Below are 12,625 nucleotides of genomic sequence, written 5' to 3'. Positions count from 1 at the left end.
GCATATAGCATTCAATGCTGTTGACCATAATTCTCTCCGTGAAAAGGGAAAAAATTGTATTTTTAACCTTTTTCTTTGACTAAATCTGTTTTGGAAGATAATATTCGCGCCCTATGCAAAAGGTAAAGATACCGCGAACGGTTGATCCGGGCAAAGCGGCTCAAAAACGACTTGATTACGATGGCATCATCCAAATGAGTCTTTTGAAGCGCTTAGAGGAATCAGTCGCTAGCGTAAAACGCGACGCACAAGTCTCATTGTCATTTGGGCTTGATGAACAACAACTCGTAGTTATCTCTGGTAAAGCTAACATCGAAGTTGATTTAGAGTGTCAGCGCTGTAATGAGGTTTTCGCACACGAGTGCGAAATTGAATTCACTTATTCTCCGATTACGGGGAAAAAGAGTGATGAAGAAATTCCCGACGATTACGATTTGGTAGATCTTAATGAGTACGGTGAAGTAAACCTGATTCAGCTAGTTGAAGACGAGTTCATCTTAAGTTTGCCTCAAGTAGCAATGCATGAAGATGCGGATTGCAGCGTTAAATCAGACAATATGGTGTTTGGTGAGATTCCAGAAGAGATTTTGGAAGATAAACCGAATCCATTCGATGTTTTAAAAAGTTTGAAGAAGTAATTCTTTGAGACCATTAACATAGGAGTAGGGTCAATGGCCGTACAACAAAACCGTAAAACACGTTCACGTCGTGGTATGCGTCGTTCACACGATGCGCTAACTGCAGCTGCACTATCTGTAGACGCGACTTCAGGTGAAACTCACCTACGCCACAACGTAACTGCTGAAGGTTACTACCGTGGTAAAAAGGTTATCAACAAGTAAGGTTGACCTTTGCAAAATTTAACCGTTGCACTTGATGCAATGGGCGGGGATTTCGGTCCTCGCGTAACAGTGCCTGCCGCCGTGCAGGCACTGTCGCATTTCCCAGAGCTAAAAGTGACTCTCATCGGTGATCAAACTGAGATCGCCCAACAACTTTCTTTATTAGGTTGCGAACCGAACGCTCGCTTGAGTGTCGTAAATAGTGACCGCGTCATCTCGAATTCAGAAAAACCCTCTTTGGCATTGCGTCACAGTGTTGGTACCTCTATGGGTATGGCTATTGATCTTGTCGCTGACGGTCAAGCTGATGCGTGTGTCAGTGCCGGCAATACCGGTGCATTGATGGCGTTATCCCGTTTTAGGCTTAAACTATTGCCAGGTATTGATCGTCCCGCTTTGGTTTCAGCGTTGCCCACCGCGTCAGGTGGTAAAACATGGATGCTGGATTTAGGCGCAAATGTTTCTAGTGATGCAGACTCTTTATTTCAATTTGCAGTGATGGGTGCAGCATTAGCTGAGCAACATTTAGGTCGACCTGCTCGTGTAGCGATTTTGAATATCGGTGCGGAAGAGATTAAAGGTAATGATTTAGTTAAACGTTGTGCAGAAATGCTGAGTCAAACACACGCTGTGAATTTTATCGGCTACATTGAAGGGAACCAATTATTAATTGATGCAGCAGATGTTGTCGTATGCGATGGTTTCGTTGGCAATGTTTGTTTAAAGGCGTGTGAAGGAACGGCACAACTTTTTATCGATAGGCTAAAAAATAAGTTTTTAGGCTCATCTATAAAAGGTTGGATTGCGAAAAAGCTGTTTTCTGAACTATTTACTGAGTTAAAAACACTGAACCCCGACCAGTATAACGGCGCAAGTTTGCTAGGATTGCGCGGCATTGTAATAAAAAGTCATGGAAGTGCTGATGTATCCGCTGTCGTGAATGCGATATCAGAGGCGGTGCATGAAGTTAAACGACAAGTACCCAGCCGTATAAGCGATCGTTTGGAAGCGGTTTTACTCGAGAGGCATTATTAGTCTTCATGTATAGCAAAATTTTAGGTACTGGCAGCTACCTGCCATCTCAGGTGCGTACTAACGCTGATTTAGAGAAAATGGTAGATACAAGTGATGAGTGGATTGTCACTCGTACCGGTATTCGCGAGCGTCGTATTGCAGCTGAAGATGAAACAGTTGCAGATATGGCGTTTTATGCAGCGCAAAATGCGATCGAAATGGCGGGCATTGATAAACACGACATTGATCTCATTATCGTCGCGACCACAAGCAGCAGCCATACGTTCCCTTCATCTGCTTGTCAGGTTCAAGGGAAATTAGGCATTAAAGGCTGTCCAGCATTTGACTTAGCAGCGGCGTGTTCTGGCTTTATTTACGCGCTTTCGGTTGCAGATCAGCACATTAAAACAGGCATGTGTAAAAATGCACTGGTTATTGGTGCAGACGCATTGTCAAAAAGCTGTGACCCAACGGATCGCTCAACCATTATTTTATTTGGCGATGCAGCAGGCGCGGTTGTGCTGGGTGCAAGTAAAGAGCCGGGTATTCTTTCAACCCACATCTACTCAGATGGTGAATTTGGTGAATTATTGAGTTTACCAGTCGCTGAGCGTGGTGGTGATGCTGACAAATGGCTGTACATGGCTGGTAACGAAGTCTTTAAAGTTGCGGTGACTCAGTTGTCTAAGCTGGTTAAAGATACGTTAGAAGCAAATAACATGCATAAGTCTGAGTTGGATTGGCTGGTTCCGCATCAAGCGAACTATCGCATTATTTCTGCGACAGCGAAAAAACTCTCTATGTCTCTAGACCAAGTAGTATTAACCTTGGATAAACACGGTAATACTTCGGCGGCTACTGTTCCAACAGCGCTTGATGAAGCGGTTCGTGACGGTCGTATCAAACGTGGTCAAAACTTATTATTAGAAGCTTTTGGTGGCGGTTTCACCTGGGGCTCAGCTTTGGTTAAATTTTAACAACGTTAGATTTTAGCCAATCGGTTTTTGTAATAATTAATCGTTACTATTAGTCTTTAAGGCGTTGAAATAACGCCTTAATCATTTTTGAGGAAACAGCAATGAGCAAGTTTGCTATCGTATTTCCAGGTCAAGGTTCTCAAGCTATCGGTATGCTTGCAGAGCTTGCACAGCAGTATGATGTAGTTAACCAAACTTTTGCAGAAGCATCTGATGCGTTGGGATATGATCTGTGGGCGTTGGTTCAAAACGGCCCTGTTGAAGATCTAAACCAAACTTTCCGTACACAGCCTGCATTACTTGCAGCGTCTGTTGCAATTTGGCGAGTGTGGCAAGAACTTGGCTTGGAACAGCCATCGGTTCTTGCAGGTCACAGCTTGGGTGAGTATTCAGCATTAGTCTGTGCAGGTGTTATCGACTTCAAGCAAGCGATCAGCTTAGTTGAGCTTCGTGGTAAAGCGATGCAAGATGCCGTTCCTGCTGGTACAGGTGCAATGTATGCGATCATCGGTCTTGATGATGAAGCGATTGCTAAAGCTTGTGAAGATGCGGCTCAGGGTGAAGTGGTTTCTCCAGTAAACTTCAACTCGCCAGGCCAAGTGGTGATTGCTGGTCAAAAAGACGCAGTTGAACGCGCTGGTGTACTGTGTAAAGAAGCTGGTGCTAAACGTGCGTTGCCTCTACCTGTTTCGGTTCCTTCACATTGCGCATTAATGAAGCCAGCGGCTGAACGTCTAGCTGCAGCATTAGCGGAAATCGAATTCAATGCACCTCAAATCCCAGTAATTAATAATGTGGATGTTGTTGCTGAAACAGATCCTGCGAAAATTAAAGATGCACTTGTTCGTCAGCTATACAGCCCAGTACGCTGGACTGAAGGCGTAGAGAAAATGAGTGAACAGGGCGTTGAGAAATTACTAGAAATGGGTCCAGGTAAAGTTCTGACTGGCCTAACTAAACGTATTGTAAAAACCTTAGACGCAGCAGCAGTGAACGATATTGCTTCACTAGAAGCAGCTAAGTAAATATAGGAACCAAACATGAGTCAATTCATGAGTTTAGAAGGCAAAGTTGCACTAGTTACTGGTGCAAGCCGTGGTATTGGTAAAGCTATCGCTGAACTATTTGTAGAACGTGGTGCCACAGTAATTGGTACTGCAACTAGCGAGAGTGGCGCGCAAGCAATCAGCGCTTATCTTGGCGATAACGGTAAGGGTTTAGCTCTTAACGTTACAGATGCAGAATCTATTGAGACAGTATTGAAAGCAATCAACGATGAGTTTGGTGCAATCGATATTCTAGTGAACAACGCAGGTATCACTCGTGATAACTTGTTGATGCGTATGAAAGACGATGAATGGTCAGATATCTTAGATACTAACCTGACTTCTATCTTCCGTATGTCGAAAGCTGTACTACGTGGCATGATGAAAAAGCGTAATGGCCGTATCATCAACGTAGGTTCTGTAGTTGGTACTATGGGTAACGCTGGACAAGCAAACTATGCAGCAGCAAAAGCAGGCGTGATTGGTTTTACTAAATCAATGGCGCGTGAAGTTGCTTCTCGTGGTGTGACAGTAAACACCGTTGCTCCAGGTTTTATCGAAACAGATATGACCAAAGCACTGAATGATGAGCAACGTGCTGCTACACTTGCACAAGTACCAGCTGGTCGTTTAGGTGATCCACGTGAAATTGCTTCTGCAGTTGCATTTTTGGCTTCACCAGAAGGCGCTTATATTACGGGCGAAACTTTGCACGTAAATGGCGGCATGTATATGGTTTAATGCCATTTTTGTGCTAAGTTGGAAACAGAGTTTTAATTGTGAGCAACTTTGTACATTAATTGATATAAAAATGCGCAACATTTGTGCATGATATATGTCAAAAATGGTGTGAATTTCGGTTAAAATCGCCAATTTTGTGGTTTGACCAGCAAGGACCCCCTTGCAACTTTCCCTAGTTAGAATAAACTACGGAATCATCGCATTAGGCGAAATCTGTAAAGGAAAAGAAAAAATGAGCAACATCGAAGAACGCGTAAAGAAAATCATTGTTGAACAGCTAGGTGTAGACGAAGCAGAAGTTAAAAACGAAGCTTCATTCGTTGAAGATCTAGGTGCGGATTCTCTAGACACTGTAGAACTAGTTATGGCTCTAGAAGAAGAATTTGACACTGAGATTCCTGATGAAGAAGCAGAGAAAATCACTACTGTTCAAGCTGCGATCGACTACGTAAACAGCGCTCAGTAATGTCTCTTCCCAGGCGGTCATCTGACCGCCTGAGTTTTTCTCAATCATCTTTACCTCTCATAGAATTTTTCAATTCCCGGAGAATATGATCGTGTCCAAGCGTCGTGTCGTTGTCACTGGCATGGGTATGTTGTCACCAGTGGGCAACACAGTAGAATCTTCTTGGAAAGCCCTGCTAGCTGGTCAAAGTGGTATTGTTAATATTGATCACTTTGATACAACCAATTTTTCAACTCGTTTCGCAGGTCTAGTTAAAGACTTTAATTGCGAAGATTACATGTCTAAAAAAGAAGCCCGCAAGATGGATTTGTTTATCCAATATGGTATTGCTGCGGGTATTCAAGCATTAGACGATTCTGGTTTATCGATCACTGAAGAAAATGCTCCACGTGTTGGTGTTGCTATTGGTTCAGGTATCGGTGGTCTAGAGCTTATTGAAAGTGGCCATCGTTCACTTTTAGATAAAGGCCCACGTAAAGTTAGCCCATTCTTTGTACCATCAACCATCGTAAACATGATTGCTGGTAACTTATCTATTATGCGTGGTCTACGTGGCCCTAACATTGCTATTTCAACAGCATGTACGACTGGCTTGCACAACATTGGTCATGCAGCTCGTATGATTGCATACGGTGATGCTGAAGCTATGGTTGCTGGTGGTGCAGAAAAAGCATCAACGCCGCTAGGTATGGCTGGTTTCGGTGCCGCAAAAGCGTTGTCGACTCGTAACGATGAACCACAAAAAGCTTCTCGCCCTTGGGACAAAGACCGTGACGGTTTTGTACTAGGCGACGGTGCGGGCATCATGGTGCTTGAAGAGTACGAACATGCTAAGGCTCGTGGCGCTAAAATTTATGCAGAAATCGTTGGCTTCGGTATGTCCGGTGATGCTTATCACATGACTTCACCAAGCGAAGACGGTTCTGGTGGCGCGCTAGCGATGGAAGCGGCAATGCGTGATGCTGGCCTAACTGGTGTTCAAATCGGTTATGTGAATGCTCACGGTACATCGACTCCTGCTGGTGACGTGGCTGAAGTGAAAGGCATCAAACGTGCTTTAGGCGAAGAAGGTTCGAAACAAGTTCTTATCTCTTCTACTAAGTCAATGACTGGCCACCTATTAGGTGCAGCGGGTTCTGTTGAAGCTATCATCACAGTTATGTCGCTAGTTGATCAAATGGTTCCACCAACAATTAACCTTGAAAACCAAGAAGAAGGTTTAGACGTTGATCTTGTTCCAAACACTGCACGTAAAGTGGAAGGTATGGAATACGCAATGTGTAACTCGTTTGGTTTTGGTGGCACAAACGGATCATTGATCTTTAAACGCGTATAAAGTTCATTGAACTGTACTTGTTTTGAAACGGCTTGATGCTTAGCATTAGGCCGTTTCTTTATTTTCAGGGAGCGGAAATATGTTTTGGATAAATGGTGAGCAGAGTGATCTAGTTTCAGTCAGTGATCGCTCATTTCAATACGGTGATGGATGCTTTACAACTATGTTGGTCAAGCAAGGCAGAATTCAACATTGGCAATATCATCTAGACCGTATGGAAGCGTGCTTGAAAGTCTTAGACATTCCGTTTCCAGATTGGCAGCAAGTCGAACAATGGTTGGAACAAGCTCTTCTTTCTGATGAGAAATCTGGCCTTAAATTGCATATCACCCGAGGTACTGGTGGGCGAGGTTACAGCCCTGCTCAAACCATGCAACCTAACGTTACGATTAGCAACTTTTCTTTTCCCTCTCACTATGCACAATGGCAAGCCGAAGGTTTGCAGCTTGGTATTTGTTCGAAGCGCATGGGCTTAAACCCTATGCTTGCAGGACACAAACACAACAACCGACTCGAGCAGGTTCTACTCAAAAGCGAAATGGATTTGGCTGGCTATCTCGATGGTTTATGTCTTGATATTCATGGGCATATTGTAGAGACCACCGCCGCCAATATTTTTTGGGTAAAAGGTGCTACTTTGTATACGCCTTCGTTAAAAAATGCAGGTGTTTCAGGTGTGGCCCGCAGAATTATATTAGAATACGCCCAGCAACTTAATTTGAAAGTGGTGAAAGGTGATTTCGAACTCGATCATCTTGATAATGCCGAAGAAGTATTTATCTCTAACTCACTGTTAGAGATCGCACCTGTGGTCCAAATATCGGAGCGTAAGTACTCTATTGGACAACAGACGCTAAGAATTCAGGAGAAATTTAATTCGTGATTAAAAAGTTATCTTTTCTATTGGTCGTTCTTTTTCTGTGTGTAGCTGGCACTTATTTTTATGTACAAAGTGAAGTAAACAGCTATCTTTCCCAACCTTTAAAAATAGAAGAGCCGCAAATCGTCACTATTCAAAGTGGCACCAGTTTAAATCGCGCGATGTCAATGCTAGTAGAGAAGAACTGGATCGAGACAACGCCTTTTACTTCTCTAATCCATCGCTTGCACCCTGAGCTTGCTGGCCTAAAAGCGGGAACTTTCCAGCTCACACCTGATATGACGTTAAACCAAGCGTTGAATCTAGTGATTTCAGGTAAAGAACATCAGTTTGCTATCACCTTCGTTGAAGGTAGCCGTTTCTCTGAATGGAGAGATATCCTTACAAACAATCCTTACCTGAAACACACATTAGATGGTGTATCAGAAAAAGAGATTGCTCAAAAATTGGGGATTGAACGCGACAAACTGGAAGGCTTGTTTCTTGCAGAAACTTACCACTTTACTCATGGAGCAAGTGACTTAGATATTCTGAAACGGGCGCATGTAAAGCTGAATGACATTCTGACTACTGAGTGGGACAAACGACAAACTGGTTTACCCCTGAAATCGTCATACGAAGCGCTGATTTTGGCCTCAATCATTGAAAAAGAAACCGCAGTCGAAGATGAGAGAACACAGATCTCATCGGTATTTGTTAATCGACTTAACAAGCGCATGCGGCTTCAAACTGACCCTACTGTGATTTATGGTATGGGTGAAAATTATGACGGGAATATTCGCAAGAAAGATTTGAAAGCACCTACACCCTATAACACCTATGTGATTTCTGGCCTACCACCGACGCCTATTGCAATGGCTGGCCCTGCTTCAATCAATGCAGCTCTAAATCCAGACCAAAGCAGTTATTTGTACTTTGTTGCTAGTGGTAATGGTGGTCATGTTTTTTCTAAGACACTCGCAGAGCATAACCGCGCAGTACGCGCCTATCTAAAACAGATTCGTAACCAATAATGAACTCAAAATTTATCGTAGTAGAAGGCCTAGAAGGGGCTGGTAAAAGTACCGCTATTCAAGCGATTGTAGAAACCTTACATGAGTTTGGTGTCGACCAAATTACACGTACTCGAGAGCCTGGTGGCACTGTACTGGCAGAGAAAATGCGTGAATTGGTTAAGCAAGAACACGAAGGTGAAGTTCTGCAGGACATGACTGAACTGCTTTTGATGTATGCCGCTCGCGTTCAGCTGGTTGAGAACGTGATAAAGCCAGCTCTAGAGAAAGGAAGTTGGGTTGTTGGAGATCGCCATGATATGTCTTCTCAGGCGTATCAGGGGGGCGGTCGTCAAATCTCTCGTCAAACCATGCAAAGTTTGAAACAAACGACTCTAGGTGACTTTAAGCCTGATTTAACTCTTTATCTTGATATTGATCCTAAAGTCGGTCTTGAGCGCGCTCGCGGACGTGGTGAGCTTGATCGTATCGAGAAAATGGATATCAGTTTTTTTGAGCGCACAAGAGAACGGTACCTTGAAATAGCTGGTTCAGACGATTCGGTTATTGTCGTGAACGCAGAGCAAACCATAGACAAAGTGGCACAGGACATTAAGTCTGCGCTACAACAATGGTTGAAGAGCGTCTAGGGAGCAATATGCGAGAACTCCATTCTTGGTTACAAAGCAGTTGGGACAACTGGAAACATCAGCTAGACAATAACAGCTTCGCTTCGGCTACCTTGCTGTCATCTTCTCCCGGTTTAGAAACGTTTCAGTTGGCCGAGCAGTTTGCTCGTTCATTGATGTGTAGCACTTCCAACAGTGAACCTTGTGGTTTTTGTCATGGCTGCGATTTAATGCAGTCGGGTAATCACCCTGATTACCATGTCGTAAAGCCGGAGAAGGAAGGGAAGGCGATTACAGTAGACCAGATACGCCAGTGTAATCGTATTGCTCAGGAGTCCTCTCAGCTCTCAGGCTATCGCCTGTTTGTGATTGAACCTGCGGAGGCAATGAACGAGTCTGCTGCTAACGCATTATTGAAAACACTCGAAGAACCGCCAGAGAAGTGCGTGTTTGTTCTCATCGCTTCCAAAGCCAGTGCCTTGCTGCCTACTATTGTGAGTCGATGTCAGCAAGTTACGATTCCTGACCCGCAATCTTCAGTTGTCACTCAATGGCTACAGAATGAATTGGGTGAGCAAGTTCCGTCTTATGTTGCTCATATTAATGGTGATGCTCCAGTACAGACTAAAGCTTTTATTCAGTCCGGTGATTTAGATACATACAAGTCTATTGAAGAGAGTCTGATTGCTGCGGTGCAAGGCAATACTGAAGCTGCCCTCAAGTGTGCGAGCAAACTGAATGAGTCACCAGTTGTGCGCTTAACTTGGCTTTGGTACTTACTTACTGATGCTCAAAAAGCTCATTTTGCTGTTGTGCAACCAAACTTTACTCCCGGTTGTCATACTTTATCGTCAGTATTGAGCTATGTTGTTTTAGAAAAGCAAAGTTCAGAACTTGCCACTTTAATTGAAAAGCTACGTCATTTTACTGGTCTAAATAGCGAGCTTTTAATTATGGATTGGATATTTAAATTTAACGAGGAAACATGTTTGTAGATTCCCACTGCCATCTGGATAAACTGAATTATCAAGATTTGCATACTGATATATCGGATGTCGTGAACAAAGCCGCTCAAGCGAATGTAAAACAGCTTTTGTCGGTTGGAGTTACGCTTGATTCTTTCCCTGACATGATTGAAATGATCACGCCATTCGAAAATGTCCATGCCTCTTGTGGTGTTCATCCATTGGATGTGGAAAGTGAGTTCGCATTAGATAAGTTTCACGAATATGCGAAACACCCTAAGGTGGTGGCGATAGGTGAAACTGGTTTGGATTATCATTACCAGCCAGAAACAGCAGAGTTGCAGAAATTACGTTTTTCCCAGCAAATCGAAACCGCGGTTGCACTTAATAAGCCGCTGATTATTCATACTCGCAATGCGCGAAAAGACACCTTAGAGATGCTAAAACAAGGTGGAGCAGAGCGTTGTGGTGGCGTGATCCACTGTTTTACTGAAGATCTCGCTTTTGCTGAAGCGGCTATGGATTTAGGTTTTTACATTTCTATCTCAGGGATTGTTACTTTCAGACAAGCAACAGAACTGAAGGAAGTCGTGAAAGCACTGCCGATAGAACGCTTGCTGATTGAAACGGATTCACCATATCTTGCACCTGTTCCACACCGTGGAAAAGAGAATCAGCCAGCCTATGTTGTTGAGGTTGCAGCCTACATTGCTCAGTTAAAAGGGTGCTCGCTTTCTGAAATCGCTGAAAAAACAACCCAAAATTACCAAAATCTTTTTTTGCGATAGAAATCAACATTTGCTTTAAAAAGGAGCATCTGCTCCTTTTTTTATTGAAAATTTCAGATGATTATAAAAATAACCCCGTTGTTTACTAAATCTGTTGATTTTGAGAGGAAAAAACAAGCCAATGTAATTTTGTTACATAAAATAACATGATGCCCAATTTTATTTACGCAGTGAAATTATTGGTTTTAACTTTTAAATTCATTAAAAACAATTAGATACGTTCTGTGTAATGGTTTTCAGAGGTCAGATCTGATTGTGATCTGTCTAATACTTTGAAACTTAATTTCGTAACTAAGTAGAATCCATGAGGAGCATCAATATATATTTAGAGGCGGAAAATATAATACATTTTGTGGTTACATTTTCATTGGGTGCTAACATTTAGGCTACGGGGGTGTGCCGTTAGAACCCTAAAATTCTAATAACTTAATCAGGAGCATAAACATGTTTAAAAACGCTTTTGCTAACCTGCAAAAAGTTGGTAAGTCTCTGATGCTACCAGTATCAGTGCTACCAGTTGCAGGTATTTTGCTTGGTGTGGGTGCGGCGAACTTTAGCTGGATACCAGAAGTTGTATCACACCTAATGGAACAAGCTGGCGGTTCAGTTTTCGGCCAAATGGCACTTCTTTTCGCAGTTGGTGTATCTCTAGGTTTCACTAACAACGATGGCGTTTCAGGTCTATCTGCTATCGTTGGTTACGGCATCATGATTGCTACGCTAAACGTAATGGGCGATGCAATGGGTGTTGGCCACATCGAAACTGGTGTTTTAGGTGGTATTTTAGCGGGTGGTGTTGCTGCTTGGGCATTCAACCGTTTCTACAAAATTCAACTTCCAGAGTACCTAGGCTTCTTCGCTGGTAAACGCGCAGTGCCAATCATCACTGGTTTCCTATCAATTGGTCTTGGTGTGATTCTTTCTATCATTTGGCCACCAATTGGTAGCGTGATTGCATCTTTCTCTGATTGGGCTGCAAACCAAAACCCTGTTACTGCATTCGGTATCTACGGTATTGTTGAGCGTTCTCTAATTCCATTCGGTCTACACCACATTTGGAACGTACCATTCTTCTACGAAGCAGGTACTTGTACAAACGCTGCTGGTCAAGTTGCTCACGGTATCATGACTTGTTTCCTTACTGCTGATGACGCTTCTCGCGCAGCGGGTAACGGTTTCGGTCAGCTAGCAGGTGGTTACCTATTCAAGATGTTCGGTCTTCCAGCTGCTGCTATTGCAATTGCGCACAGTGCTAAACCTGAAAACCGTGCAAAAGTAATGGGTATCATGGCTTCTGCAGCTCTGACTTCATTCCTAACTGGTATTACTGAACCAATCGAGTTCTCGTTCCTATTCATCGCTCCAGTACTATACGTAATTCACGCAGTACTAGCTGGCGTTGCATACATGCTAACGAACTCTCTAGGTGTTGTTCACGGTCACACATTCTCTAACGGTTTCATCGACTTCGTGGTTCAATCTCCACGTGCTGAAAACATGTTACTGCTTGTTGGCCTAGGTATCGCTTACGCAGTTCTTTACTACGTAGTGTTCACTTTCGTTATTCGCGCTATGGACATTAAAACTCCAGGCCGTGAAGACGAGTCAGAAGCTGCAACAGCGACTACTGGTACTGAAATGGCTGGTGAACTTGTTGCTGCATTCGGCGGTAAAGAGAACATCACTAACTTAGACGCATGTATCACTCGTCTACGTGTATCAGTTGCTGATACTGAAATTGTTGATCAAGACAAACTGAAAAAACTTGGTGCAGCAGGCGTAGTTGTAGTATCTGGTGGCGTTCAAGCTATCTTCGGTACTAAGTCTGACAACCTTAAAACAGATATGGATGAGTGGATCCGTAACCACGGTTAATCCTCAGACATTTCTTCCCCTATAGAAAAGGAGACTTCGGTCTCCTTTTTTTGTGCGCGAATTCCTACAAATTT

At 43.3% G+C, this 12,625-nt stretch carries 14 protein-coding genes; all 14 read left to right on the top strand.

Translation table 11 applies throughout. The features are described from left to right. The first annotated feature begins 113 nt into the window (after positions 1–113). The 14 genes from yceD (at position 114) to ptsG (ending at position 12,551) form a co-directional block, all read left to right on the top strand. Positions 114–638, top strand: coding sequence for a 23S rRNA accumulation protein YceD (gene yceD, locus L3V23_RS02310; protein ID WP_102952821.1), 525 nt, complete (start codon positions 114–116; stop codon positions 636–638). A 33-nt stretch (positions 639–671) separates the two neighbouring features. Next, positions 672–842 (top strand): 50S ribosomal protein L32, encoded by a 171-nt coding sequence (rpmF, locus tag L3V23_RS02305; protein WP_000290732.1) that lies wholly within the window; start codon positions 672–674, stop codon positions 840–842. Between the two features lie 9 nt (positions 843–851). Continuing rightward, on the top strand, positions 852–1,877 hold the full coding sequence (plsX, locus tag L3V23_RS02300) for a phosphate acyltransferase PlsX (protein ID WP_042483596.1): 1,026 nt from the start codon (positions 852–854) through the stop codon (positions 1,875–1,877). A 5-nt stretch (positions 1,878–1,882) separates the two neighbouring features. After that, entirely contained in the window at positions 1,883–2,833 is a 951-nt protein-coding gene (locus L3V23_RS02295; RefSeq protein WP_042483594.1) for a beta-ketoacyl-ACP synthase III, read from the top strand. Positions 2,834–2,934: 101 nt separating this feature from the next. Next, positions 2,935–3,858 (top strand): ACP S-malonyltransferase, encoded by a 924-nt coding sequence (fabD, locus tag L3V23_RS02290; protein ID WP_102966700.1) that lies wholly within the window; start codon positions 2,935–2,937, stop codon positions 3,856–3,858. Positions 3,859–3,885: 27 nt separating this feature from the next. Beyond that, the gene (gene fabG / locus L3V23_RS02285) at positions 3,886–4,620 is read left to right on the top strand and encodes a 3-oxoacyl-ACP reductase FabG (protein ID WP_042484141.1); all 735 of its coding nucleotides are present in this window, start codon (positions 3,886–3,888) and stop codon (positions 4,618–4,620) included. Positions 4,621–4,852: 232 nt separating this feature from the next. Continuing rightward, on the top strand, positions 4,853–5,086 hold the full coding sequence (acpP, locus tag L3V23_RS02280; RefSeq protein WP_014204679.1) for an acyl carrier protein: 234 nt from the start codon (positions 4,853–4,855) through the stop codon (positions 5,084–5,086). A 91-nt stretch (positions 5,087–5,177) separates the two neighbouring features. Beyond that, on the top strand, positions 5,178–6,422 hold the full coding sequence (fabF, locus tag L3V23_RS02275; protein WP_042484139.1) for a beta-ketoacyl-ACP synthase II: 1,245 nt from the start codon (positions 5,178–5,180) through the stop codon (positions 6,420–6,422). Positions 6,423–6,501: 79 nt separating this feature from the next. After that, positions 6,502–7,305 (top strand): aminodeoxychorismate lyase, encoded by an 804-nt coding sequence (pabC, locus tag L3V23_RS02270; RefSeq protein ID WP_102966701.1) that lies wholly within the window; start codon positions 6,502–6,504, stop codon positions 7,303–7,305. Then, positions 7,302–8,315, top strand: coding sequence for an endolytic transglycosylase MltG (mltG, locus tag L3V23_RS02265; protein ID WP_102966702.1), 1,014 nt, complete (start codon positions 7,302–7,304; stop codon positions 8,313–8,315). The genes pabC and mltG overlap by 4 nt, the downstream gene beginning before the upstream one ends. After that, positions 8,315–8,944, top strand: a complete 630-nt coding sequence (gene tmk, locus L3V23_RS02260) for a dTMP kinase (RefSeq protein ID WP_102966703.1) — start codon at positions 8,315–8,317, stop codon at positions 8,942–8,944. The genes mltG and tmk overlap by 1 nt, the downstream gene beginning before the upstream one ends. Before the next feature lie 8 nt (positions 8,945–8,952). Beyond that, positions 8,953–9,918 (top strand): DNA polymerase III subunit delta', encoded by a 966-nt coding sequence (holB, locus tag L3V23_RS02255; protein WP_102966704.1) that lies wholly within the window; start codon positions 8,953–8,955, stop codon positions 9,916–9,918. Then, entirely contained in the window at positions 9,909–10,676 is a 768-nt protein-coding gene (locus L3V23_RS02250) for a YchF/TatD family DNA exonuclease (RefSeq protein ID WP_102966705.1), read from the top strand. Before holB ends, L3V23_RS02250 begins: the two co-directional genes overlap by 10 nt. 444 nt (positions 10,677–11,120) lie before the next feature. Beyond that, positions 11,121–12,551 (top strand): PTS glucose transporter subunit IIBC, encoded by a 1,431-nt coding sequence (gene ptsG, locus L3V23_RS02245; protein ID WP_102963148.1) that lies wholly within the window; start codon positions 11,121–11,123, stop codon positions 12,549–12,551. Positions 12,552–12,625 lie beyond the last annotated feature (74 nt).

It is taken from the genome of Vibrio sp. A1-b2, from assembly GCF_021726015.1.
Classification (GTDB): Bacteria; Pseudomonadota; Gammaproteobacteria; order Enterobacterales; family Vibrionaceae; genus Vibrio; species Vibrio diazotrophicus.
This window is presented reverse-complemented; position numbering and strand designations above follow the sequence as displayed.

Excerpts from the sequence above, each read along its gene's own strand:
- fabG (WP_042484141.1), top strand. The coding sequence starts at position 3,886 with ATGAGTTTAGAAGGCAAAGTTGCACTAGTTACTGGTGCAAGCCGTGGT.
- pabC (WP_102966701.1), top strand. The coding sequence starts at position 6,502 with ATGTTTTGGATAAATGGTGAGCAGAGTGATCTAGTTTCAGTCAGTGAT.
- acpP (WP_014204679.1), top strand. The coding sequence starts at position 4,853 with ATGAGCAACATCGAAGAACGCGTAAAGAAAATCATTGTTGAACAGCTA.
- ptsG (WP_102963148.1), top strand. The coding sequence starts at position 11,121 with ATGTTTAAAAACGCTTTTGCTAACCTGCAAAAAGTTGGTAAGTCTCTG.
- tmk (WP_102966703.1), top strand. The coding sequence starts at position 8,315 with ATGAACTCAAAATTTATCGTAGTAGAAGGCCTAGAAGGGGCTGGTAAA.
- L3V23_RS02295 (WP_042483594.1), top strand. The coding sequence starts at position 1,883 with ATGTATAGCAAAATTTTAGGTACTGGCAGCTACCTGCCATCTCAGGTG.
- fabD (WP_102966700.1), top strand. The coding sequence starts at position 2,935 with ATGAGCAAGTTTGCTATCGTATTTCCAGGTCAAGGTTCTCAAGCTATC.
- L3V23_RS02250 (WP_102966705.1), top strand. The coding sequence starts at position 9,909 with ATGTTTGTAGATTCCCACTGCCATCTGGATAAACTGAATTATCAAGAT.
- rpmF (WP_000290732.1), top strand. The coding sequence starts at position 672 with ATGGCCGTACAACAAAACCGTAAAACACGTTCACGTCGTGGTATGCGT.
- holB (WP_102966704.1), top strand. The coding sequence starts at position 8,953 with ATGCGAGAACTCCATTCTTGGTTACAAAGCAGTTGGGACAACTGGAAA.
- yceD (WP_102952821.1), top strand. The coding sequence starts at position 114 with ATGCAAAAGGTAAAGATACCGCGAACGGTTGATCCGGGCAAAGCGGCT.